Origin of the sequence: Salinicola salarius (assembly GCF_003206135.1) — a bacterium.
Lineage (GTDB): Bacteria > Pseudomonadota > Gammaproteobacteria > Pseudomonadales > Halomonadaceae > Salinicola > Salinicola salarius.
Genome location: NZ_PZJT01000006.1, coordinates 383,252 through 407,044, shown reverse-complemented (window position 1 = coordinate 407,044; position 23,793 = coordinate 383,252). Strand labels below are relative to the sequence as shown.

Sequence of the window (23,793 nt, the reverse complement as noted above, 5' to 3'; positions counted from 1 at the left end):
TTGGCATTTCAACCGTCATCGATAGGAGAAGGTCATGGCTCAGACACGAGTCGAGCGCGATAGCATGGGCGAACTGGAAGTCCCGGAGAGCGCGCTCTACGGCGCTCAGACGCAGCGTGCGGTGAACAATTTTCCGGTCAGTGGTCAGCCGTTGCCACCGGCATTCATCGCGGCGGTGGCCCGTATCAAGCGTGCTGCGGCGCAGGTCAACCAGGAGCTGGGGCTGCTGGACGAAGCCCGGGCCAGAGCTATCGTGACCGCAGCCGACGAAATCATCGACGGCAAGCATCCCGACCAGTTCCCGGTCGATGTGTTCCAGACGGGGTCCGGCACCTCGACCAACATGAACGTCAACGAGGTGATTTCGCATCTCGCGAGTCGCGACGGGCTCGAAGTCGGCCCCAACGATCATGTCAACATGGGGCAGTCGAGCAATGACGTGATTCCCACGGCCATCCATCTGGCGGCAGCGATCCAGGTCCGTGAGCGCCTGCTGCCGGCCCTCGGCTACCTGCGCTCGGTCATCGATGACAAGGCGAAGGATGTCGACGACGTGGTCAAGACTGGCCGCACGCATCTCATGGACGCGATGCCAGTGCGCTTGAGCCAGGAACTGGGTGGCTGGTCCAGCCAGGTCGGTCAGGCGATCGCGCGACTGGAAGACGGGTTGAAGCGCATCACTTGCCTGGCCCTGGGCGGTACGGCGGTCGGCACCGGCGTCAATGCGCATCCCGAGTTCGCCGACAAGGTGGCGCAGCGTCTGGCCAGCGATACCCATCTCGATTTCCGCCCCAACGACAGCTTCTTTGCCAGCCTGGCGTCGCAGGACGCGGCGGTGGAGCTTTCAGGGCATCTCAAGACGTACGCCGTCGCGGTGATGAAGATCGCCAACGACCTGCGCTGGATGAATTCCGGCCCGCTGGCCGGTCTGGGCGAGATCGAACTGGAGGCGCTGCAGCCGGGCAGTTCGATCATGCCGGGCAAGGTCAACCCGGTGATTCCCGAATCCGCCGCCCAGGTCGCGGCGCAGGTGATCGGCAACGATGCGGCGATCACGATCGGCGGGCAGAGCGGCAATTTCCAGCTCAACGTCATGTTGCCGCTGATCGCGCACAACCTGCTGGGTTCGATCACGCTGCTGACCAATGTCAGCCGTCTGCTGGCCGACCGAGCCATCGCCACGTTCAATGTGCGGCGCGACAACATCGAGCGCCCGCTCTCCCGCAACCCGATTCTGGTGACGGCGCTCAATTCGGTGATCGGTTACAACGCGGCGGCGGCGGTGGCCAAGAAAGCCTATCAGGCAGGGCGGCCGATCATCGATGTCGCCGAAGAGGAAACCGATCTCTCCCGCGAGGAGCTGGAGCGTCTGCTCGATCCCGCCAGGCTGACCGAAGGGGGAATCCCGGAGTGACGGCTCCGGTCTGATTGGCTGCTTGCTTGCCTGCCTCGAACGTCGCCATTCATCCATGCATGGTCGACACCAATACGACAACGCCACCCGATCGGGTGGCGTTGTCGACTGGGACACTATCGCTGCGAAGACGGCCTCAAACCGGCGTTTCGCCATGCCGGTCCTGCGCCTCTTCGATGGTGTCCTCGGCGTCTTCGCGCTCCTCCGTGTCGGCCTTTTCGGGCTCGTTCTCGTCGGCGCGAGAAGGGTTGTGACATAGCGTGACCAGAATCGGGAAATGATCCGACCCGATCTCGGGCAACCGTTGCATATCGACGAGCGTGAAGTGCTCAGTGACGAATACGTGATCCAGCGGCCAGCGCAGCATCGGATATTTGGCATGAAAGGTGCTGTACTGGCCGCGGCCGCGTCGGGGATCCAGCATGCCGCTGACCCGACAGAAGAGCTTGGTCGTCGGCGACCATGCCACGTCATTGAGATCTCCGGCGACGATGGTCGGATCGTCGTTCTCGGCAATCGTCTGGCCGACCAGCAGCAGTTCCGCGTCTCGCCACAGCGATTCGTCGCTTTCCGACGGCGCGGGCGGTCTCGGGTGCAGCGCGTGGAAGCGAATGCGCTTACCGCTTTTGAGTTTGACCCAGGCATGAATCGACGGGATGTCATCCTGAATCAGCCACTTGACCTCGACGTCTTCCAGCGGCAACCGGGAATAAAGATGCATGCCGTAAAGATTGTCGAGAGGAATGCGCACGGCTTCCGGCATCTCCTCGCCAATGGCGGCGTCCAGTTGATCGCCCCACCATTGGTCGGATTCCAGCGTCAGCAGGATGTCCGGTTGGTGTTTCTCGACGAGAGCGATCAGTTTGTCGGCCTGACGATTGGGTGTCAGCACGTTGGAGACGAGCAGCTTGAGCTCGTGATCCGGCTCGTGAGATTCGGCCTCTACGACGAGACAGCTTGCCAATGACGTCCAGGGATAGACTCGCGCCCACTGGATGATGGCGGCAACGGTGCTGGCAACGACGCCAGCCCAGTGCCACCAGGCGGTCGGGCTTAAGGCAGCCTGAGCGAGTGCCAGAATGGTGGCGATGATGGCAATCTGGAGTAGCGGGAAATCGAAGCTGCGAACGCTCCAGTGGCGGATCCTCAGATAAGGCGCGAGCGTGACCAACAAGACGAGGCAGCCAAGGCAGGTAAACAGGAATTGCAGCAACTGGTCATTCCTTATATCAGGTTAAAGCACCGTACCTGGCCAAGGGTAGCAGAAACGTGACAGGCGCCCACGCCGATATGGCGCTTCGACGACTCACCAAAAGCTGTCATTCAAGATGCCTGGGATAGCGGTCCGAGGGTCGCAATGAGGGGATGCCGGCTGAGATGTTCCACCAGCGCTTGCTGCTCTTCGAGCGTCAGGCGCAGCCCCAGCTTGCTGCGTCGCCACAGAATATCGTCACTGGTGCGTGCCCATTCGTGCTCGATCAGGTAATCGACTTCTGCACGGGTCAGGCCACTGCCGAAATGCTGGCCGAGATCTTCCTGGCTCTGCTTTCCTGCCAGGAACTTCAAGCAGAGCGTGCCGTAACTGGAGGCGAAGCGCTCGGCCCGCTCCCGGCCAAGAAACGGATATTCGCGCAGCAACTGTGCGACGAATGTGTGGCGCGACTCGATATCCCCGCCGGGGAGCCGAGCGTCGGCCGTCCAGGCTTGCCTCATGTGCGGCAGCAGCGGTTGCAGTTTGTGCATGGCCGCTTCGGCAAGCTTGCGATAGGTGGTGATCTTGCCGCCGAAGATCGACAGCATCGGGGCGCCGTGCTTGTCGAGATCGAGCGTGTAATCACGCGTCATGGCGGAGGGATTTTCCGATTCGTCATCGCACAGCGGGCGGACGCCGGCATAGGTCGAAATGACATCCGCTCGGCTCAGCTTCCTGACGAAGTGCGCGTTGAGTACGTCGAGCAGATAGTCGATTTCCTCGTCGTTGATGCTGACCTTGGCCGGGTCGCCCTGATAGCGGCGATCGGTCGTGCCGATGAGGCTGAAGCGCTGCTGGTAGGGCAGCACGAACACGATACGGCCGTCCTGGTTCTGAAGAATGTAGGCGCGCTCGTCGTCGTTGAGTCGCGGCACGATAAGATGACTGCCCTGGATCATGCGGATGCCGTAGCGCGAGTCACGCCTGGCATTGCCTTTGACGAAGGATTCGACCCAGGGGCCGGCGGCGTTGACCAGCACTTTGCAGCGATGTTCGCGGCGTTCGCCGGTGTCGCGATCTTCGAGGCTGATCACCCAGTGTCCCGCTTCCTCTCGAGCCTCGGTGCAGCGGGTGCGAACCCGAATGTCCGCGCCTTTTTCCTGCGCCTGCAGCGCGTTCAGGATCACCAGCCGGGCGTCGTCCACCCAGCAGTCGGAATATTCGAACCCGCGCTTGATCGTCGGCACCAGCGGGCTCTCGCTGCCGAAGCGCAGGCTCTTGGCGTTGGGCAGGCTGTCCCGGTGGCTCAGATGGTCGTAGAGGAACAGCCCGGTACGAATCATCCAGCCCGGACGCAGGTGGGGCTGATGCGGAAGAATGAAGCGTAGCGGCCAGACGATGTGAGGCGCCTTGCGCAGCATGACTTCACGTTCTCTCAGTGCCTCGCGGACCAGGCGGAATTCCCGGTGCTCCAGATAGCGCAGGCCGCCATGGATCAGCTTGCTGCTGGCCGAGGAGGTCGCGCTGGCCAGATCGGCCTGTTCGCACAGGAGCACGGAAAGGCCTCGTCCGGCGGCATCGTTGGCAATGCCGGTACCGTTGATGCCACCTCCGACGACGATGAGATCGTAAATGTGGTGCTCTGTCGTTGAGGCCATGCCGTCCTCCGAAAAGGTGATGGAGTGGTTATGTTCGGTTTCGAAAATAGTTTAATCACTTCCGAACATCAATAGCGGCAAGGTATTTTCATAGGCCAATCGGGGAGGGGAAGAGTATAGGCGTGGCCATATGGCGAAACGACAAAGCCGGCATTGAAGCCGGCGTTGTCGGAAGGAGAAGGTGGCGAGTTCAGCCTGCGTAGGCAGTCACGGTTTCTCTGTCGTCAGGGACCGACGGGTCGGCGACGTAAAGTGCGACGTCGTGTTCACGCATCAGGCGACACAGCGTGTCTGGGGGCTGGCGGTCAGTGAAGAAGGCATTGATCTGACTGAGATTGCCCTGACGCACCACGGCGTTGCGATGGAACTTCGAGTGATCCGCTGCCAGGAAGACCTGGCGGGAATTGCGCAGAATGGCCTGCGCCACGCGCACTTCCTGATAATCGAACTCCAGCAGTGAGCCATCGCCATCGATGCCGCTGATCCCGATGATGCCGTAATCCACCTTGAACTGGTTGATGAAATCGATGGTGGCCTCGCCGATGATGCCACCATCGCGAGAGCGAACCTGGCCGCCGGCGACGATGACGTTGAAGTCGGTCTTGTGCTGCAGAATGGCGGCCACGTTGAGGTTGTTGGTGATGACTTCGAGCCCGCTGTGCTGGCATAGCGCCTCGGCGATGAACTCGTTGCTGGTCCCGATGTTGATGAACAGTGACGAAGAGTCCGGAATATGTCTGGCGAGCATCTCGGCGATGCGGCGCTTGGCGTCCAGATTCAATGTCTTGCGTGTGTGATAGGCGGTGTTGACCGTGCTCGACTCGAGTCCGGCGCCGCCGTGAACGCGCTTGACGACACCTTCTTCGGCCAGTTGATTGAGGTCCCGGCGCACCGTCTGAGGCGTGACATCGAAGTCTCTCGCGAGTTGTTCGATCGACGCATAGCCCTGACGCTTGACCAGCTCGACAATGGCTGCGTGACGTTCTTGCTGTGTCATGTTGATTTCCTGCCGCGGCCCGATGGCTATTCTTGAAAGGGTTGGTTGGCTCTAGAAAACGTTTCTAGGAAGCGTTGGTTGACGCCAGTTTACCAAAGCCAGCCGCATTGCCGTGGTTTCGGTTGAGGTCGCAGCGTTCCTAGTAAGTTCGACCATGGTCTAGGTTTTGAAAAACGACTCCATATTGTTGCCTATCTCATGATCATGAATACGGACGATTCTTGTGATACAGGGCGCGTCGCTCACCGGCTGAAAACGAATTGTCTCGGCATGACAGGCAGTTGGCGAAAATTTTTTATGCGTAGAGGGTTGCATTCCGCGGCTGCCCGGGTAAAATTCGCATCCGTTGTCACGGCGAGCCCGCCGCAACCCGAAGTAGGACCGTAGCTCAGTTGGTTAGAGCGCCACGTTGACATCGTGGAGGTCAGCGGTTCAAATCCGCTCGGTCCTACCAATGCAGTTTGGGCTTGTGACGACGACCTACAGGACCATAGCTCAGTTGGTTAGAGCGCCACGTTGACATCGTGGAGGTCAGCGGTTCAAATCCGCTTGGTCCTACCAGATTTCGAAACCCCGAGCTCCGGCTCGGGGTTTTTTGTGTCCGTTATTCCATTCTTGCTATCCGCCACCCGCCATCCGCCATCCGCCATCCGCCATCCGCCATCCGCTCCCGCCAGTCGTGTTGGTTTCCGAACAAGCGATGTTGGAAACTCGGCACTTTTCCCTATCACACCTGTCATGCATCGGTTGCCAGAGATTGGACATTGGTGTTTAAGACTAAGGTGTTAAATATTTTAATGGGTTATAAATCAAAGCGATAAACTTCTTTTCCCGGTGACGGTGCTGGTTTCTTTTTTGGTCGTATAGCTTTATGAAACGGCTGTTCTAGGATGCTCGAAAGAGAACAGGGAACGGCGCCACTCATGTCATTACAACTCGACAATGTGACACTGTCGGTGCGGGGCGAGACCTATATCGACAATGCCTGCCTGATGCTGGAGCCAGGATCGTTCAATGTGCTGCTGGGGCATACGCTGGCGGGAAAGACGACGTTGATGCGGCTGATGGCCGGCCTGGATATGCCGGACCGGGGAACGGTGCGTCTCGGCGGGCGGGACATGACTCATGTGCCGGTGCGCCAGCGCAACGTCTCGATGGTCTATCAGCAGTTCATCAACTATCCCACGTTGACGGTTTTCGACAATATCGCCTCACCGCTCAAGCAGGCCAAGGTATCGCGCCAGGAGATTGCCCGGCGGGTCGAGGAGACCGCCGAGATGCTGGGCATCCAGCACCTGCTGGGGCGTTACCCGCAGGAACTCTCCGGCGGCCAGCAGCAGCGTACGGCGATGGCTCGCGCGCTGGTCAAGGATGCCGACCTGGTACTGTTCGACGAGCCACTGGTCAACCTCGACTACAAGCTGCGCGAGGCGCTGCGGGTGGAAATGCGCAAGCTGTTCGAGTCGCGTCATACCATCGCTGTCTACGCCACCACCGAACCCGCGGAGGCGCTGGCGCTGGGCGGCACGACCACGCTGCTGCACCAGGGCCGGATCGTCCAGAGCGGCCCCAGCGACGAGGTCTATCGCCACCCTTGCAACCGGGAAGCGGCGAGCCTGTTCGGCGAGCCGCCCATCAACCTGATGCCGATGACGATACAGGGCGACGAGTGTCGTATCGCCGACTTGCGTCAGCCGCGGCCGGACGTGTGGCGTTCGCTGCCGGCCGGCGAGTACCAGGTCGGTATCCGGCCGCACCACTGGTCGCTGCAGCCGCTCGAGGAGCCTGCGTTTCGCCTGCCGGTCGTCGTTCGTGTGGCGGAGATCAGCGGCTCCGAGACGTTCCTGCATCTATCGCATGACCGGATCGACCTGGTGGCGCATTTGATCGGCATTCACGAGTTCGGCGTCGACCAGGCTCTGGAGATGCAGGTGGCCTGTCGCCAGCTGTTCGTGTTCGAGCCGGACGGGGATCTGGTGCTGTCGCCCTCCTCGCCGCGACCAACGCTTGCCAGCGTGTAAGGAGAGTCGGAGATGGCGGAAATTCGCTTGGAGCAATTGGCGCACAGCTATCACGGCACCCCTTCGAAGCCGGCCGATTACGCGCTGAGGCAGATGGATCACGTCTGGGAGCAGGGCGGGGCCTATGCCTTGCTGGGCCCTTCGGGCTGCGGCAAGAGCACGCTGCTCAACATCATCTCCGGGCTGTTGGTGCCATCCGAGGGGCGGGTGCTCTACGACGGCAAGTCGGTCAACGACCTCAGCCCGCAGCAGCGCAACATTGCCCAGGTTTTCCAGTTCCCGGTGGTCTACGACACCATGACGGTGTTCGACAACCTGGCGTTTCCGCTACGCAACCAGGGCCTTTCCCGTGACCGCATCGACCTGCGTGTGCGCGAGGTGGCCGAGGCGCTGGAGATCGAGCCGCTGTTGAGCCGCAAGGCGCACAATCTGACCGCCGACGAGAAGCAGAAGGTGTCGATGGGGCGCGGTCTGGTGCGCGACGACGTGGCGGCGATCCTGTTCGACGAACCGCTGACGGTGATCGATCCGCAGCTGAAGTGGCGGCTGCGGCGCAAGCTCAAGGAGATCCATCAGCGTTTCAACGTGACGATGGTCTACGTCACCCACGATCAACTTGAGGCTTCCACCTTCGCCGACAAGATCGCGGTGATGTATCAGGGCCAGATCGTCCAGTTCGGCACCCCGCGGGAGCTGTTCGAGAATCCGCAACATACCTTTGTCGGCTACTTCATCGGCAGCCCCGGCATGAACCTGCTCGACATCGTGCTGGGCTCGTCAGGGGTCGAGCTCGAGAGGCGAACGCTGCCGGTGGATGAATCGGTCGTCGCGCAGCTGCGCCGAGGGGGCGAAGGGCGTCTGCAGCTTGGCATCCGGCCGGAGTTCGTGCAGCTCGTCGCTCCCGAGGCGTCGACGCTGCACGGCCAGGTGGATCTGGTCCAGGACCAGGGCACCTTCAAGATCGTCGATGTGCGTCTCGACACGCCGTCGGCGCCCGTGATCAAGGCGCGGCTGGGGGAAGAGGAGCCCGTACCGGAAGGGCGTGTCGGGCTGGCATTTCCGGCGGCCTGGCAGCGCTTCTATCGTGATGACCGGCTGGTGGAGATCGCGCCATGAAACCCTACAACAACAAGGCCTGGTGGCTGGTGCTGCCCGTCTTCGTGCTGGTGGCGTTCAGCGCCATCATTCCGATGATGACGGTGGTCAACTACTCCGTGCAGGACATCTTCGACCCGAGCACGCGCTATTTCGTGGGGACGGAGTGGTATCGGGAGATTCTGGCGGATCCGAGGCTGCACGATTCGCTGATGCGACAGTTCGTCTACTCGTTCTGCGTGCTGGCCATCGAGGTGCCGCTGGGCATCATCGTCGCGCTGTCCATGCCGAGGCGGGGGCTGGGCGTGCCGGTCAGCCTGATCCTGCTGTCACTGCCGCTGCTGGTGCCGTGGAACGTGGTGGGGACGATCTGGCAGATCATCGGCCGGGAGGATATCGGCCTCTATGGCTGGATCCTCAACAGCCTCGGGCTCGACTACAACTACGCCTCCAACCCGCGGGATGCCTGGGCGACGGTGCTGGTGATGGATGTCTGGCACTGGACGTCGCTGGTCGCGCTGCTGTGCTACTCCGGGCTGCGTTCGATTCCGGACGTCTACTACCAGGCGGCGCGGATCGATCGCGCCTCGTCCTGGGCGGTGTTCCGCTACATCCAGCTGCCGAAGCTCAAGAACGTGCTGCTGATCGCGGTGATGCTGCGCTTCATGGACAGCTTCATGATCTACACCGAGCCGTTCGTGCTCACCGGCGGCGGGCCGGGCACGGCGACGACGTTCCTGAGCCAGACCCTGACCCAGATGGCGCTGGGCCAGTTCGACCTGGGCCGGGCCGCGGCGTTTTCGCTGATCTATTTCCTGATCATCTTGCTGGTGACCTGGGTGTTCTATACCGCCATGACGCATAACGACAATAAGGGATGACGCCGCCATGAGATTGCGTAAAAGCCTGGTGATGCTGGTCTATCTGCTGTTCGTGCTGGTGCCGATCTACTGGCTCGTCAACATGTCGTTGAAGTCGAACCGGGAAATTCTCGGCGGCCTCACCCTGTGGCCGGCGGCGCCGACTCTGGACAATTACCGAGTCATCTTCACCGAGCCGACCTGGTACGCGAGCTATCTCAATTCCCTCAGCTACGTGTCGATGAACATGCTGATTTCGCTGCTGGTGGCGCTGCCGGCCGCCTATGCGTTCTCGCGCTACCGCTTTCTTGGCGACAAGCACATGTTCTTCTGGCTGTTGACCAACCGGATGGCGCCGCCGGCGGTGTTCCTGCTGCCGTTCTTCCAGCTCTATTCGGCGGTGGGGCTGTTCGATACGCCGATCGCCGTGGCGCTGGCGCACTGCCTGTTCAACGTGCCGCTAGCGGTGTGGATTCTCGAGGGCTTCATGTCGTCGGTGCCCAAGGAGATCGACGAAACGGCTTATATCGACGGCTATACCTTTCCCAAGTTCTTCGTCCGCATCTTCTTGCCGATGATTCGGCCCGGCATCGGTGTCACCGCATTTTTCTGCTTCATGTTCTCGTGGGTGGAGCTGCTGCTGGCGCGGACCCTGACTTCGGTCGACGCCAAGCCGATCGTGTCGCAGATGACCCGCACGGTATCGGCATCCGGCATCGACTGGGGCGTGCTGGCGGCAGCCGGGGTGGTGGCACTGCTGCCCGGCATCGCCGTGATCTATTTCGTGCGCAATCACGTCGCCAAGGGCTTTGCCCTGGGCCGCGTCTGATCGGCTTGCCGGAAAGGGAGGAGATCATCATGGGCTGGATGGCCTGGACACTACCGACGGCACTGTTCTTTTCGGCGATCGCGCTGATGCTGGTGGCGATGACGGTCTGGCAGACCGTATCGCCCGGGCGCGAGCGCAAAGGGTTCCTGCCGTTGGCCACATCGCGCGGCGACCGGCTGTTCATCGGCCTGCTGGCATCGGCATACGTGCATCTGCTGGTGTTGGCATTGACCGACTGGCCGCTCTGGATCGCGACGGCGATCTGCGTGGCAGGAATGGCAATCATCATGAAATGGGGGTAACGCACCGACCGGAACCATTATCTGCATCGGATAGCGCCACGGCAGGAAAAGCGAAGGATAACAAACGGGGGTTAACGCTATGTTCGATATCAAGCACGCCAAATCGTTTCGCCGAATGCCGCTGGGCATTGGCGTCGGGGTCTGTCTCGCGGGGCTGATGGCCGTATCGGGAGTCGCGGTTGCCGATCAGTACCAGGACGCCGCCAAACGCTGGCTGGACGACGAGTTCGAGACCTCGACGCTCACGCCCGAGCAGCAGATGGCTGAAATGCAGTGGTTCATCGATGCCGCCAAGCCGTATCGCGGCATGCAGATCAATGTGGTTTCGGAAACGCTCACGACCCATAAATACGAATCCGAAGTGCTGGCCCGGGCGTTCAGCGAGATTACCGGTATCCAACTGACCCACGATCTGGTTCAGGAAGGGGACGTGATCGAGAAGCTGCAGACGCAGATGCAGTCCGGCCGCAATATCTACGATGCCTATGTCAACGATTCGGACCTGATCGGCACCCACGCGCGCTACGGCAAGGTGGTGCCAATCTCCGACATGATCGAGGGCGACGGGGCCGAGGTCACGTCGCCGACGCTGGATCTCGACGACTTCATCGGGCTCTCGTTCACCACGGGGCCTGACGGCAAGGTCTACCAGCTTCCCGATCAGCAGTTCGCCAATCTCTACTGGTTCCGCGCCGACTGGTTCGATGATCCGGAGATCAAGCAGCAATTCAAGGAGAAGTACGGCTACGAGCTGGGCGTGCCGGTGAACTGGTCTGCCTACGAGGATATCGCCGACTTCTTCACCAACGATGTCCACGATATCGACGGCGTACGCGTCTACGGCCACATGGACTACGGCAAGAAGGATCCCTCGCTGGGCTGGCGCTTCACCGATGCCTGGTTCTCGATGGCGGGAGCGGGCGACAAGGGCATTCCCAACGGTCTGCCGGTCGACGAATGGGGGATTCGCGTCGAGCAGTGCCATCCGGTGGGCTCGAACGTTACTCGTGGCGGCGCGACCAACGGCCCGGCAGCGGTCTTCGCGACCCAGAAGTACATCGACTGGCTGCACGCCTATGCGCCGCCGGAAGCGCAGGGCATGACGTTCTCCGAAGCGGGGCCGGTGCCGGCGCAGGGCAATGTCGCGCAGCAGATCTTCTGGTACACCGGCTTCACCGCCGACATGACACAGCCAGGCCTGCCGGTGGTCAACGAAGACGGCACGCCCAAATGGCGCATGGCGCCGTCACCGGTGGGCCCTTACTGGGAAGACGGCATGAAGAAGGGCTATCAGGACGTGGGGTCCTGGACCTTCATGGAGTCGACGCCCGAGAAGAACCGTCTCGCCGCCTGGCTCTACGCGCAGTTCGTGACGTCGAAGACGGTTTCTCTTCAGAAGACGCTGGTGGGGCTGACGCCGATTCGCGAGTCCGACATCCAGTCCGACGCGATGACCGAAGCCGCGCCCAAGCTGGGCGGGCTGGTCGAGTTCTATCGTAGCCCGGCGCGGCTGCAGTGGTCGCCGACCGGAACCAACGTGCCGGACTATCCCAAGCTGGCGCAGCTGTGGTGGCAGTTCATCTCCCGCGCTGTCAGCGGCGAGACCAGTGCCCAGGAAGCGCTGGACGGTCTGGCGGATGCGCAGGATCGAATCATGGAGCGCCTGGAGCGCGCCAACGTCCAGCCGCAGTGCGGGCCGAAACTCAACGAGCCACGTGATGCCCAGTACTGGCTGGACCAGCCCGGCGCGCCCAAGCCCAAGCTCGATAACGAAAAGCCGCAGGGCAAGACCGTTCCGTATGACGAGATGGTGAAGTCCTGGCAGGAAAGCTGAGCGATTCCTCGGCCCGAGGCTGCAACTCGAGATGTTCGCGTCGCCTGGGCGATGACCTTCCCGCCGGTTGTCCGGCGGGATTCTTTTGCTCCGCTTTCGCCCGCAGCGGCGCTATTGTGCGCCTGACCTCACGACTTTTGACCGGGTGATAGATACCATGGAGGGACAGCAGGAGTAGAACATGTCACTGAATTCGTTGTTCGAGCATATTCATCAGTTACCCAGCGTGCCCGCCGTGGTCACCGAGTTGATCGCCAGTCTGGATAACGACAAGATCAGTATTCACCGCGTCTCGACCACGATTCATAAAGACCCCAACCTGAGTCTGAAGTTGTTGCGCTCCGCCAATTCCGTGCGATACGGCATGGGACGAAACGTGGCGACGATCGACGATGCCTTGTTGTTGCTGGGCTTCGATCGCGTGCGCATGCTGGTCATCGCCTCTGGCATGGTCGGTTTGCTCAAGGAAGTGCCCGGTCTCGACCGTCAGGCGTTCTGGCACGAGTCGTTCATGGTTGCCAATCTCAGCCGTACGATCGTGCGGCATAGCCAGTTGCAAGACCTGGTGCCGGAGACCGCTTTCACCTGTGGCATTCTGCATCATGTGGGGTCGGCGTTGATGCACATCGGCCACCCCGAAACCATGCGGCGGATCGACGCGCTGGTCGCAGAGGGCGCGCCGCGAGCCGAACTGGAGGCCGATCAGTTCGGTTATACCTTCTGCGAGGTAGGGGCCGAACTGGGGCGTCGGTGGCGCTTTCCCGAGGCCATCTGCAACGCGCTGACCTATCAGGGCAAGCCGCTGGAATCCGTGCCGTTCTCGGCGTACGCCGCCGTCGTTCATCTGGCCATCGGCCTCTATCACAATATCGCCAATGGACGGCGTGAAGAGCATGCCCTGGGCGAGATGCCGCGGGACGTTCGTCGGCCGCTCGCACTGGATCTGCTTTCGCTTTACGAGGAGATCCTGCAGGTCATGCGCACGGATAACGAACTGGACGTTTTCCTGGATTGAGCCCTGAGTCGCCGTACGCGCCCCGTGGAGGGGCGATCAGACGATCGAGGCATTGGCGTTCAGATCGCTGGCCTCGGTGAATACGCGGCACAGGCGTTCGATACCGGCCTGATCCTCGGCGCTGAAACGTGCAGGAACGGGGCTGTCGATGTCCAGCACGCCCCATACCTTGTCACCGACGACGATCGGCACGACCAGTTCGGAACGCGACGCCGCATCGCAGGCGATATGATCCGGCACCGCATGGACGTCGTCGACGCGCTGGGTCTGGCGCGAGCGGGCCGCGGCGCCGCAGACGCCCTTGGAAAACGGAATCGGATTGCAGGCCGGCAAGCCCTGGAATGGGCCGAGAACCAGTGTCTCGGGTTGGCGCTGGAGATAGAAGCCGACCCAGTTCAACTCGCCTAGCGTCTGCGTCAAAAAGGCGCTGGTCTGGGCGGCGTTGGTCAACCAGTCGCGAGTATCGAGCAGGGCTTTCAACTGGCGTTCGAGGGAATCGTAGTCGGTCATCACGGGTTTCCTTGTCACGTGAACAGGGTGTCGAAACCAGAAACCAGCGCCCTGGGGCGCTGGTTTCCGATTCGCTACGGTGGCTGGCGAGAACCGGCCAGCGGATTCGCCGACCGGTGTCTGGCGACCGGCTTACTTCCAGCCGGGAACGGCGCCACCTTCGAACAGCGCTTTGGCCTTGTCGGCGACGGCGTCCGACTGGTAGGCCTTGACCAGTTCCTGAATCGCTTCGCGGTCCTGGTCGCCGCCACGCACCACGATCAGGTTGACGTAGGGGGAGTCCGGGCCTTCCTTGATCAGCGCATCATCCAGCGTCAGACCGGCGGGCTGCGTGAAGGTGCTGTTGATGAAGGCCAGGTCGACGTCCTGTAGCACGCGCGGCATCTGGGCGGCCTCGATCTCCTTGAACGAATAATCGTGCGGATTCTCGGTGATGTTGATCGGCGTCGCTTCCAGGTTTTTCGGATCGTCGAGCGTGATCAGTCCGAGGTTGTCCAACAGGATCAGCGCGCGACCTTCGTTGGTCGGATCGTTGGGTACGGCGATGGTCGCACCGTCGGGCAGATCGTCGATGCTGTCGTACTTGGCGGAATAGGCGCCGATCGGATAGACGAACGTCTTGCCGGCAATGGCGAAATCATAGCCGCGGTCGTTGACCATCGAGCGCATGTAGGGCTCGTGCTGATAGGCATTGGCGTCCAGGCTGCCATCGGCGAGCGCCGCATTGGGCGTGACGTAGTCGGTGAACTCGACGATCTCGACATCGAGGCCGTACTTTTCCTTGGCGACCTGCTTGGCCACCTGCATGACATCGGTCTCCGGACCGGCCATGGTGCCGACCTTGATGGTATCGTCGGCGGCGTGCGCAGTGCCGACGGCCAGCCCCAGGCTCAGCGCGGCGGCACTCAGTGTACGTGTCAGTGAAATCGGCATTGGCGAGATTCTCCCTGAAAGATGTGGCAATGCAATCGGAAACGACGATGGCGCTCTTGTGGCGCCTCATGACCGCCGAAATATAACGGAATAACGGCGATCACGGTAATTCATTCTGGTTATTAGTCTAATCCGCTCTGCGCAAGCCCTTCACTTGTGATCGCTCTTGCGCACCAGATAGTCACCCAGGCTCTGAAACAACTGCACCATCACGACCAGCACCACCACGGTGATCAGCATCACGGTCGGGTTGAAGCGGTTGTAGCCGTAGCGGATGCCCAGGTCGCCGAGCCCGCCACCGCCCACGGCGCCCGCCATGGCGGAGTAGCTGACCAGGGCGACGATGGTGATCGTCAGGCCGTTGATGATGCCGCCACGCGCCTCCGGCAGCAGGACCTTCATGATGATCTGCATCGGCGTCGCGCCCATCGACTGGGCGGCTTCGACCAGGCCGGGAGAGACTTCGTTAAGCGCGCCTTCGACCAGCCGGGCGACGAACGGAATCGCGGCGATCGTCAGCGGCACGGCGGCGGCATTGGTTCCGATGGAACTGCCGACGATCATGCGGGTGAACGGAATGATCGCCACCAGCAGGATGATGAACGGCACCGAGCGCCCGACGTTGGTGACGATGCCGAGTATCGTGTTGACGGCCGGCTGAGCGAGGATCTGGCGCGGCCGGGTCACATACAGCAGCACGCCGAGGGGGACGCCTGCCAGCGCCGACAGAATGCCGGCGACGGCGACCATGTAGAGCGTTTCCAGCGTGGACTGCCAGACGAGATCAATCAGTGCGCTGGACATGACCCATTACCTCCACTTGCAGATCAAAGGATTCGAGCGTCGTCAGTGCCTGCCGTGTCTGCGAAGCACTGCCCATCAGTTCGGCGATCATCAGGCCGAGCGTACGCCCCTGAATGGATTCGACCTTGGCCTGGAGGATGCTGACATCAATGCCGTGTTCCCGGGCCAGGCGCGAGATCAGCGGAGTGGACACGCTGTCGCCGGAGAAGGTCAGCCGCACCACGGGATGGGTGGTTTCGCTGGGCTCGGGTTCGAGCCGCTCGATCAGCGCCTGGGGCGCTTCCAGCTTGAGGAAGTCGTTCAGAAACTCCCGTCCCAGTTGCGTACCCGGCGCCGTGAAGAAGTCGCCGACATCGGCGTCTTCGACTAGGCGGCCATCGGAAATCAGCCCCACGCGATGGCAGATGGTCTTCACCACCTCCATTTCGTGGGTGATCAGCAGGATGGTCAGCCCCAGCTGCCGGTTGATCTCCTGCAGCAGCGTCAGGATCGAGGCGGTCGTCTGCGGGTCGAGTGCCGATGTGGCTTCGTCGCACAGCAGCACCTTGGGGCGGCTGGCCAGCGCGCGGGCGATCGCCACGCGCTGCTTCTGCCCGCCGGAAAGCTGGGCCGGATACTGTTTCGTCTTGTCCGCGAGCCCGGTCATCTCCAGCAGCGGAAGGACGCGCTCGCGAATGGTCTGGCGCGACTGGCCCATCAGTTCGAGCGGCAGGGCGACATTGTCGTAGACGGTGCGGTTGGTCAGCAGATTGAAGTGCTGAAAGATCATGCCGCATTGATGGCGTGCCTGGCGCAGCGCGGCGGCATCCATCGCGGTCAGATCCTCTCCATCGATGAGAACCCGGCCGGCGCTCGGGCGCTCGAGCAGGTTGACGCAGCGAATGAGCGTCGACTTGCCAGCGCCGGAGAGGCCGATGACGCCGTGAATCGTGCCTTTGGGCACCTGCAGGTCGATATCTTTCAGCGCCTGCACGGCACCGGGCCCGCTGCCGTAGGTTTTGGAGACGTTGTCCAGAGTGATCATTAGGCGTGTCGAAAGCGTCTGTCTGGGAATCGGGAGAGCGGGTAGGGTGTCTCGCGCCATAGGGACTGCCGGCGCCAGCCCCGCTTCGATGAGGGCGCTAGTATACGGATCTCGCCGGACCAGAGCGACCGCTGGCGTCGGCATCGGTCGCGAGATACCGTAAGCGACGGCGGCCGGCTTGCCGCCACACAGTTTTCGCTCTCAGTGACAACTCTCTGCCTCAAAGGCTCAAGACTCTGTTTCAAGACACTTTTGAAAGACAACAAGGAGAAAGTCGATGCTGCCGTCACTCGATGATCAGGCCCTGAACCAGCTCTTTCTGGAAGCGCATACCCATAATGCCTGGCAATCGCGGGAAATTAGCGAGGAGACTCTGCGCAAGCTCTACGAGCTGGTCAAGATGGGACCGACCTCGGCCAACTGCTGCCCGGCGCGCTTCGTTTTCGTTCGCTCGGCGGCGGGAAAGGACAAATTGCTGCCGTGCGTCTCTTCCGGTAACGCCGAAAAGACGGCGACGGCTCCCTGCACGGTTATCGTGGCCTACGACAAGCGCTTCTATGATCAGTTGCCGACGCTGTTCCCGCACACCGATGCGCGCAGCTGGTTCACCGGGAGCGAAGCCTTCGCCGAGCAGACGGCGCTACGCAACAGTTCGATGCAGGCCGGCTATCTGATCCTGGCGGCGCGGGCAATGGGGCTGGATACCGGGCCGATGTCCGGCTTCGATGCCAAGGCACTGGATGAAGCGTTTTTCGCCGGTACCGATTGGACGACCAACCTGCTGGTCAATCTGGGTTATGGTGACGTTTCCGGCGTCAAGCCGCGTCTGCCGCGCCTGGCATTCGAAGAAGCTTGCCAACTGGCTTGAGCCAACGGACCAAACGATCGACTTTGCCGTGTAGAACCCCCCGCTCGGTCAGTTCCGTCGGGCGGGTTTTATCGCAGCCACCAAAGTGCCGCCGAAGCCGCTTCAGGACTCCTTCGGCCGCGGCAGCAAGCCGCCCAGCACGATGCGCTGAATATTGTCGACCGTGGCTTCGAAGAACTCGGGATCAGCCAGCGTCTTGCCGGAGATCGCTTCGATCTGTACGGCAAAATCGGCGTAATGCTGCGTGGTGCCCCAGAGCAGATAGATCAGATGATGCGGGTCGACCGGCAGTAAGCTGCCGTGCGCTATCCAGCCTTCGATGACTTTCGATTTTTCCTCTACCAGCGCGCGCAGATCACTATGTAGTTCTTCCTTCAGCAGTGGCGCGCCCTGGATCATCTCCAGGCAGAAGAGCCGCGACGCCTGCACATGATCCCTCGACAGCTCGACCTTGATACGAATGTAGTGATTGATGGCCGCTTCCGGGGACTGGTCGGCATCGATGGCGCGTATCGGTTCCAGCCAGGTATTCAGGATTTGCTGCAAGACCGAGATGTAGAGCTTTTCCTTGGAAGGAAAGTAATAGAGCAGATTGGTCTTGGAGACGCCCGCCTGATTAGCGATGGCGTCCAGGCTGGCCCCGCGCAGACCGAACTGGGAAAACAGCGATAGCGCCGCATCTCGAATACGTTGCTTGCGGGCTTCACTGGCAGCGGCGCGGCCAGGGGAGACGGCGGCGCTAGGCGTGAGTGGCGTCATGGACATCCTGGTTGGTAAAGACCTGAATGGCGTGCCAATTCTCTACCCAAAGGCATCGAGCCGTGGCCATTACAGGTCGATAACATTCGCTGGCACTTTACCACGTCGGTTCGGGCCTGGCGCCATCGACCTCGGTCAACGACTCGGTCAACGACTCGGTCAGCGACGAGCCTCGCTGCGCACCGAAATTGCGCGAACGTGCCATTCCTTGCGTCATTGCTGAGCGACTTTTCTTTCTGGTTGGACCAAATGGTCTGACAGTCTGGTTGCGTCGCGTCCCAAGTCATTGAAAACGGATACGGTACGACGCGTTGGCACGTCTGTTGTAAAGGGATTGTCAGGTGTCGGGGCCGACAGAGGCCGGCGGCAAATCTCGATAATGAGAGCCGAATGACGAGGTGACTCATGCAACTAGGTGTCTTTATCCCTATCGGTAACAACGGCTGGCTGATTTCCGAAAACGCGCCGCAGTACATGCCGACCTTCGAACTCAACAAGGCTGTGACCCAGAAGGCCGAAAGCTACGGCTTCGAGTTCGTGCTGTCGATGATCAAGTTGCGCGGCTTCGGCGGCAAGACCGAGTTCTGGGAGCACGCGCTGGAGTCCTTCACTCTGATGGCAGGGCTGGCGGCCGTGACCTCGAAGATCAATCTCTACGCTACCGCGGCGACGTTGGTGATGCCGCCGGCGATTACCGCGCGCATGGCGGCGACCATCGACTCGATTGCGCCGGGGCGTTTTGGCATCAATCTGGTGACCGGCTGGCAGAAACCGGAATACAGCCAGATGGGGATGTGGCCGGGAGACGAGTACTTTGCCAAGCGCTACGCCTACCTCGATGAGTACACCACAGTGCTGCGGGATCTGCTGGAGACGGGGCGCAGCGATCTGAAGGGCGACTTTTTCCAGATGGACGACTGTCGCCTGAGTCCGCGCCCCGAACAGGGCGTCAAGATCGTCTGCGCCGGCCAGTCGAGTGCCGGCATGGCCTTCACCGCCAAGCACGCCGACTACAGCTTCTGCTTCGGCAAGGGGCTGAATACGCCGACGGCGTTTGCCGATACCGCCGAGCGTCTCAACGCGGCGGGCAGGGAATCCGGACGCGATATCGCTTGCTACGTGCTATTCATGGTGGTCGCCGACGAGACCGACGAAGCCGCGATGGCGCGCTGGGAACACTACAAGGCCGGCGCCGATCAGGAGGCGCTCGACTGGATGGCCGACCAGGGCAGCCAGGACAAGAGCTCGGGCAAGGATACCAATGTGCGCCAGATGACCGACCCGACATCGGCGGTCAACTTCAACATGGGGACTCTGGTCGGCTCCTACGCCAACGTCGCGCGGATGCTCGACGAGATCGATACCGTCGAGGGCATCGGCGGCGTGATGCTGACGTTCGATGACTTTCTGGCAGGACTGGATATCTTCGGCGAGCGCGTGCAGCCTCTGATGAAGACCCGGGTCGAGGTTGTCGACGCACCAGCCGAGACGGCGGAGGTGGCAGAATGAGCGGGCTCAAGCAGACGCCGGTGGTCCGCCGTGATGATGTCTCCGCCAACGACGAGATCGTGCTGGCCGGTCGGCCGGAAGCGATCGCGATGCCGTGCTCCGAGACGGCATTGATCGTCGTCGACATGCAGAACGCCTACGCCACCCTGGGCGGCTATCTCGATCTGGCCGGTTTCGATGTCACCACCACCGGGCCCATCATCGAGCGAATTGCCAAGGCGATCAAGCTGGCGCGCGCGGCGGGTATCCAGGTGATCTTCTTCCAGAATGGCTGGGATGCCGAGTACGTCGAGGCCGGCGGCCCGGGGTCTCCCAATTGGCATAAATCCAACGCGCTCAAAACCATGCGTCAGCGCCCCGAACTGCATGGGCAACTACTGGCCAAGGGGACCTGGGACTACGCACTGGTCGACGATTTGAAGCCTCAGCCTGACGATATCGTGCTGCCGAAGCCGCGCTATAGCGGGTTCTTCAACACGGCGCTGGACAGCATCCTGCGTTCGCGGGGTATCCACCACCTGCTGTTCACCGGTATTGCCACCAACGTGTGCGTCGAGTCGACGCTGCGTGATGGCTTCTTCCTGGAGTATTTCGGCACCGTGCTGGAGGACGCGACCTATCAAGCCGGTCCGCCGTCGGCGCAGAGCAGCGCCATCTTCAATATCGAAACCTTCTTTGGCTGGGTGTCGAGCGTCGAGGCTTTCGAGGATGCCTGCGCGGCTCGAACCGACGCCCGGCAGCCACACGCTTCATCCATGACTTCATCAGCAGCAGGAGAGTGATCATGCCCAAGACAAGTGTGATCCCCGCCGGTTCCGGTGCGCCTCTGGCCCCGTTCGTCCCGGGTAGCCAGGCCGACAATATCCTTTACGTTTCCGGCACGCTGCCGTTCGACAAGGAAAATAACGTGGTTCACGTCGGTGACGCTGCCGCCCAGACCCGCCACGTGCTGGAAATCATCCAGAGCGTGGTCGAGACCGCTGGTGGCAGCATGAATGACGTCACCTTCAACTCGATCTTCCTGCGCAACTGGGAAGACTACGCGGCGATCAACGCCGTCTATGCGGAATTCTTTCCCGGCGAGAAGCCTGCCCGTTACTGCATCCAGTGCGGGCTGGTGAAGCCGGATGCGCTGATCGAGATCGCCTCGATCGCGCATTTGCCTCACTGAGTCGTTGATTGACGCTTTGCCGGGAGGATCTCGTCAATGCACTACGAAATACTGGGACGCACGGATCCCGACGCCCCGACGATTCTGCTCTCCGCGGGATTGGGTGGCGCCGGTCGTTTCTGGGAGCCGCAGCTGGCTTCGCTGGAGACGACACACCGGGTGGTGATCTATGACCACCTCGGCACAGGCAAGAGCCCGGCCGAGCTACCGATCGGTTACGCGATCGATGACATGGCGCAGGAGGCGCTGGCCCTGCTCGACCGATTGGACATCGAGCGCGTCGATTTCATGGGGCATGCCCTTGGCGGGCTGGTCGGGCTGCAGATGGCGCTGCTGGCGCCGGCCCGGCTCGATCGATTGGTCGTGATCAACGCCTGGAGCCGTGTCGACGTCCAGAGCGAGCGCTGTTTTCGGGTACGCCTGGCGCTGCTCCAGGACAGCGGCGTCGAAGCGTATCTGCACGCGCAGCCGCTGTTCCTGTATCCCGCCGACTGGCTGTCCGCCAATCACGACAGGCTACTGATCGAAGAAGCCCATGCCCTCGAACATTTCCCGGAAAAGCAGAACGTGCTGGCCAGAATCGGCGCACTGTCGGCCTTCGATGTCGATGCTCGGCTAGGAGAGATCGATACGCCCACGCTGGTGATTGCCTCGCGGGACGATCTGCTGGTCCCGTACACGCAATCCCGGCACCTTGCCGAGGCATTGCCCAACGCACGGCTGGAAATGTTCGACTATGGCGGGCACGGCCTGACGGTGACCGTTCCGGCGGCGTTCAACGCTTCGGTAGAGCGATTCCTGACAATCCGATCACCACTCCGATGATGTGATCGTCACCGTTGAGAGACAGGAGGAAGGTTCCATGATGACGTCGTTACGAAAACCTGAATATGCCATGGAAGCACCAAGTACGGTTTCGCCATCGGAGTTTCGCGAGGCAATGTCGCATCTGGCTGCCGCGGTCAACGTGGTAACCACCGATGGCCCCGGTGGGCGCGCCGGCTTCACGGCGTCTGCCGTGTGCAGCGTGACCGACGAGCCGCCGACGCTGCTGGTCTGCATCAATCGCAATGCTTCGGCCTATCTCGCCTTCGCGGACAATTCAACGCTCTGCGTCAACGTCCTGAGCGCCGATCATCAGGATGTCTCCAACGCCTTCGGCGGCAAGACGCCGATGGCGGAACGCTTCGCCCACGCCGAGTGGACGACGCGAGAGACCGGCGCGCCGGTGCTGGCGGATGCGTTGGCGCATTTCGAATGTCGGATCAGTCAGCGTGTGCGGGTCGGCACGCATGAGGTGATGTTCTGCGAGATCGTGTCGATGGCGACCTGTGACGAGAGCCAGTGTCTGCTCTACTTCGACCGCCGCTATCACCAACTTCCCAGGCTGGTCGCCAACGGTTGAAAGCCGCCGCGCCACGGGCTGCGGGAGTCTTTTCTCGCATCGTAATAAACAAGAGTGGGGGGTAAAACAATGACAATCTCTACATCCCGCATGGTCGAGCGTGACGGCAAGGTCGAACTTGCGCTCGGCGACGACGTCCGCGACAGCGCCTGTTTTAACCAAGACATCGCGCCGACGACAGCCAGCGAGCGAACCTGGTCGAAATGGAACATCGCCGCGCTCTGGGTCGGACTTTCGATCTGCGTGCCGACCTACACCTTGGGTGGGGTGCTCACCGCCTATTTCGGGCTGAGTGTGGGCGAGGCCTTGGTCGCGATTCTGCTGGCCAACGTGATTCTGTTGATTCCGCTGACGTTGAACGCCTTTCCCGGGACCCGCTACGGCATTCCGTTCCCGGTCGTGCTGCGCTCGTCATTCGGCATTCGCGGTTCGAACGTTCCTTGCCTGATCCGCGCGCTGGTCGGTTGCGGCTGGTTCGGCATCCAGACGATGTTCGGCGGCCTGGCGATTCATCTGCTGCTATCCGCGATCATGCCACCGTGGCAATCGCTGGACGGCTGGGGACAAGTTCTCGGCTTCTTCATTTTCGCGGCGATGAATCTCTGGGTGGTGATTCGCGGTGCGGAGTCGATCAAGTGGCTCGAGACGCTGTCGGCGCCGTTGCTGTTGCTCGTCGCCATTGGGTTGATGGTATGGGCGCTGCCGCACGTTTCGCTGAGCGAGTTGATGACGCAGCCGCCGTCGCGCCCGGAAAGTGCGTCGGTAACGACCTACTTTCTCTCGGGACTCACGGCGATGGTCGGATTCTGGGCAACTCTGTCGCTGAACATTCCGGATTTCAGCCGCTTCGCCAGGAGCCAGAAAGATCAGATCGTCGGGCAGATCATCGGGCTTCCGCTGACCATGTTCTTCTTCGCCGCGTTGGGGGTGGTGATGACGGCGGCGTCGGCTTCGCTGGTAGGTGAGACCGTCTCCGATCCAGTCACGTTGATTGGTCACATCGATAGCCCCGTCTGGGTATCGGTCGCCATGGTATTGATCGTGATCGCCACGATCTCGACCAATACGGCGGGTAATATCGTTTCGCCGACCAATGATTTCCAGAACCTCGCCCCCAAGTTGATCAATCGCACGGGCGGCGTGCTGTTGACCGGATTGGTCGGTACCTTGCTGATGGGATATGACCTGCTGCAGAAGGCGGGGGTGATCGTCTCCGACGTGACGCTTGAGAGTCTCTATTCCAACTGGCTGCTGGGCTACTCGAGCCTGCTGGGGCCGATCGCCGGGATCATGGCGGTGGACTACTTTCTGATCAAGCGTCAGCGTCTGGACGTGGCCGCGCTCTACCGCGATGACGGACGCTACCCGGCAATCAACGTGGCCGGCTTCATCGCCTTCGGCGTACCGGTGGCGTTGACGCTGATGTCGTTGACCACGGGGCTGTGGCAGTGGTTCTACGACTATGGCTGGTTTACCGGCTCGCTGCTGGGCGCAGTGGTCTACTACGTCGCCGGCAAGACGCTGGATCATTCACGCGATGCGCCTTATGACATTCACACGGCGGACTCTGCCACGGTTGGTTAGGGTCTGTTG

At 61.5% G+C, this 23,793-nt stretch carries 23 protein-coding genes and 2 tRNA genes; 17 read left to right on the top strand and 8 right to left on the bottom strand.

Annotated elements, in window-relative coordinates; translation table 11 throughout:
* Nucleotides 1-34: 34 nt before the first annotated feature.
* Entirely contained in the window at nucleotides 35-1,414 is a 1,380-nt protein-coding gene (locus DOM32_RS08360; protein WP_110633158.1) for a class II fumarate hydratase, read from the top strand.
* Between the two features lie 136 nt (nucleotides 1,415-1,550).
* Here DOM32_RS08360 and DOM32_RS08355 read toward each other — a convergent pair whose 3' ends face one another.
* The 3 genes from DOM32_RS08355 to DOM32_RS08345 all read right to left on the bottom strand — a co-directional run bounded on the left by DOM32_RS08355 (nucleotide 1,551) and on the right by DOM32_RS08345 (nucleotide 5,261).
* Entirely contained in the window at nucleotides 1,551-2,627 is a 1,077-nt protein-coding gene (locus tag DOM32_RS08355) for an endonuclease/exonuclease/phosphatase family protein (protein ID WP_110633155.1), read from the bottom strand.
* Nucleotides 2,628-2,737: 110 nt separating this feature from the next.
* Nucleotides 2,738-4,264, bottom strand: a complete 1,527-nt coding sequence (glpD, locus tag DOM32_RS08350) for a glycerol-3-phosphate dehydrogenase (protein ID WP_110633152.1) — start codon at nucleotides 4,262-4,264, stop codon at nucleotides 2,738-2,740.
* 190 nt (nucleotides 4,265-4,454) lie between these two features.
* Nucleotides 4,455-5,261 carry a DeoR/GlpR family transcriptional regulator gene (locus DOM32_RS08345; RefSeq protein ID WP_110633149.1) on the bottom strand — a complete coding sequence of 269 codons (807 nt, stop codon included), beginning with the start codon at nucleotides 5,259-5,261 and terminating at the stop codon, nucleotides 4,455-4,457.
* 377 nt (nucleotides 5,262-5,638) lie between these two features.
* On the opposite strand from DOM32_RS08345, the gene DOM32_RS08340 reads away from it, so the two are divergent.
* From DOM32_RS08340 to DOM32_RS08300, 9 genes are all read left to right on the top strand, one after another.
* Nucleotides 5,639-5,715: transfer RNA gene (locus DOM32_RS08340), tRNA-Val, on the top strand.
* 30 nt (nucleotides 5,716-5,745) lie between these two features.
* Nucleotides 5,746-5,822 (top strand) — tRNA-Val (locus DOM32_RS08335).
* Nucleotides 5,823-6,184: 362 nt separating this feature from the next.
* Nucleotides 6,185-7,282, top strand: a complete 1,098-nt coding sequence (locus tag DOM32_RS08330; protein WP_110633147.1) for an ABC transporter ATP-binding protein — start codon at nucleotides 6,185-6,187, stop codon at nucleotides 7,280-7,282.
* 12 nt (nucleotides 7,283-7,294) lie between these two features.
* Nucleotides 7,295-8,398, top strand: a complete 1,104-nt coding sequence (locus tag DOM32_RS08325; protein ID WP_110633144.1) for an ABC transporter ATP-binding protein — start codon at nucleotides 7,295-7,297, stop codon at nucleotides 8,396-8,398.
* Nucleotides 8,395-9,258 (top strand): carbohydrate ABC transporter permease, encoded by an 864-nt coding sequence (locus tag DOM32_RS08320; RefSeq protein WP_110633141.1) that lies wholly within the window; start codon nucleotides 8,395-8,397, stop codon nucleotides 9,256-9,258. The genes DOM32_RS08325 and DOM32_RS08320 overlap by 4 nt, the downstream gene beginning before the upstream one ends.
* Nucleotides 9,259-9,265: 7 nt before the next feature.
* The gene (locus tag DOM32_RS08315) at nucleotides 9,266-10,066 is read left to right on the top strand and encodes a carbohydrate ABC transporter permease (RefSeq protein WP_110633138.1); all 801 of its coding nucleotides are present in this window, start codon (nucleotides 9,266-9,268) and stop codon (nucleotides 10,064-10,066) included.
* A 29-nt stretch (nucleotides 10,067-10,095) separates the two neighbouring features.
* The gene (locus DOM32_RS08310) at nucleotides 10,096-10,368 is read left to right on the top strand and encodes a DUF2160 domain-containing protein (protein ID WP_110633135.1); all 273 of its coding nucleotides are present in this window, start codon (nucleotides 10,096-10,098) and stop codon (nucleotides 10,366-10,368) included.
* 157 nt (nucleotides 10,369-10,525) lie between these two features.
* Nucleotides 10,526-12,202 (top strand): ABC transporter substrate-binding protein, encoded by a 1,677-nt coding sequence (locus DOM32_RS08305; RefSeq protein WP_208625347.1) that lies wholly within the window; start codon nucleotides 10,526-10,528, stop codon nucleotides 12,200-12,202.
* A gap of 181 nt (nucleotides 12,203-12,383) precedes the next feature.
* Nucleotides 12,384-13,217 carry an HDOD domain-containing protein gene (locus DOM32_RS08300; protein ID WP_071230135.1) on the top strand — a complete coding sequence of 278 codons (834 nt, stop codon included), beginning with the start codon at nucleotides 12,384-12,386 and terminating at the stop codon, nucleotides 13,215-13,217.
* 36 nt (nucleotides 13,218-13,253) lie between these two features.
* On the opposite strand, the gene DOM32_RS08295 is transcribed toward DOM32_RS08300, so the two are convergent.
* The 4 genes from DOM32_RS08295 to DOM32_RS08280 all read right to left on the bottom strand — a co-directional run bounded on the left by DOM32_RS08295 (nucleotide 13,254) and on the right by DOM32_RS08280 (nucleotide 16,488).
* Complete coding sequence (locus tag DOM32_RS08295; protein WP_071230136.1) at nucleotides 13,254-13,727, bottom strand: GAF domain-containing protein; 474 nt, start codon at nucleotides 13,725-13,727, stop codon at nucleotides 13,254-13,256.
* A 132-nt stretch (nucleotides 13,728-13,859) separates the two neighbouring features.
* Nucleotides 13,860-14,660: a MetQ/NlpA family ABC transporter substrate-binding protein gene (locus DOM32_RS08290; protein ID WP_110633132.1), complete on the bottom strand. Its 801-nt coding sequence runs from the start codon at nucleotides 14,658-14,660 to the stop codon at nucleotides 13,860-13,862.
* Between the two features lie 150 nt (nucleotides 14,661-14,810).
* Complete coding sequence (locus tag DOM32_RS08285) at nucleotides 14,811-15,464, bottom strand: methionine ABC transporter permease (RefSeq protein ID WP_071230138.1); 654 nt, start codon at nucleotides 15,462-15,464, stop codon at nucleotides 14,811-14,813.
* Nucleotides 15,445-16,488, bottom strand: a complete 1,044-nt coding sequence (locus DOM32_RS08280) for a methionine ABC transporter ATP-binding protein (RefSeq protein ID WP_071230139.1) — start codon at nucleotides 16,486-16,488, stop codon at nucleotides 15,445-15,447. Before DOM32_RS08280 ends, DOM32_RS08285 begins: the two co-directional genes overlap by 20 nt.
* Nucleotides 16,489-16,765: 277 nt before the next feature.
* On the opposite strand from DOM32_RS08280, the gene DOM32_RS08275 reads away from it, so the two are divergent.
* Nucleotides 16,766-17,356 carry a malonic semialdehyde reductase gene (locus DOM32_RS08275; RefSeq protein WP_071230140.1) on the top strand — a complete coding sequence of 197 codons (591 nt, stop codon included), beginning with the start codon at nucleotides 16,766-16,768 and terminating at the stop codon, nucleotides 17,354-17,356.
* A 102-nt stretch (nucleotides 17,357-17,458) separates the two neighbouring features.
* On the opposite strand, the gene rutR is transcribed toward DOM32_RS08275, so the two are convergent.
* Nucleotides 17,459-18,115 (bottom strand): HTH-type transcriptional regulator RutR, encoded by a 657-nt coding sequence (rutR, locus tag DOM32_RS08270; protein WP_110633129.1) that lies wholly within the window; start codon nucleotides 18,113-18,115, stop codon nucleotides 17,459-17,461.
* Nucleotides 18,116-18,520: 405 nt separating this feature from the next.
* On the opposite strand from rutR, the gene rutA reads away from it, so the two are divergent.
* The 6 genes from rutA to DOM32_RS08240 all read left to right on the top strand — a co-directional run bounded on the left by rutA (nucleotide 18,521) and on the right by DOM32_RS08240 (nucleotide 23,784).
* The gene (rutA, locus tag DOM32_RS08265; protein WP_110633126.1) at nucleotides 18,521-19,624 is read left to right on the top strand and encodes a pyrimidine utilization protein A; all 1,104 of its coding nucleotides are present in this window, start codon (nucleotides 18,521-18,523) and stop codon (nucleotides 19,622-19,624) included.
* Complete coding sequence (gene rutB, locus DOM32_RS08260; protein ID WP_110633123.1) at nucleotides 19,621-20,406, top strand: pyrimidine utilization protein B; 786 nt, start codon at nucleotides 19,621-19,623, stop codon at nucleotides 20,404-20,406. Before rutA ends, rutB begins: the two co-directional genes overlap by 4 nt.
* Nucleotides 20,407-20,408: 2 nt before the next feature.
* Nucleotides 20,409-20,795 (top strand): pyrimidine utilization protein C, encoded by a 387-nt coding sequence (gene rutC, locus DOM32_RS08255; protein WP_071230144.1) that lies wholly within the window; start codon nucleotides 20,409-20,411, stop codon nucleotides 20,793-20,795.
* Between the two features lie 36 nt (nucleotides 20,796-20,831).
* The gene (rutD, locus tag DOM32_RS08250; RefSeq protein ID WP_071230145.1) at nucleotides 20,832-21,620 is read left to right on the top strand and encodes a pyrimidine utilization protein D; all 789 of its coding nucleotides are present in this window, start codon (nucleotides 20,832-20,834) and stop codon (nucleotides 21,618-21,620) included.
* Nucleotides 21,621-21,690: 70 nt separating this feature from the next.
* Entirely contained in the window at nucleotides 21,691-22,200 is a 510-nt protein-coding gene (locus tag DOM32_RS08245) for a flavin reductase (protein ID WP_208625339.1), read from the top strand.
* 69 nt (nucleotides 22,201-22,269) lie between these two features.
* Nucleotides 22,270-23,784 carry an NCS1 family nucleobase:cation symporter-1 gene (locus DOM32_RS08240; protein ID WP_110633120.1) on the top strand — a complete coding sequence of 505 codons (1,515 nt, stop codon included), beginning with the start codon at nucleotides 22,270-22,272 and terminating at the stop codon, nucleotides 23,782-23,784.
* Nucleotides 23,785-23,793 lie beyond the last annotated feature (9 nt).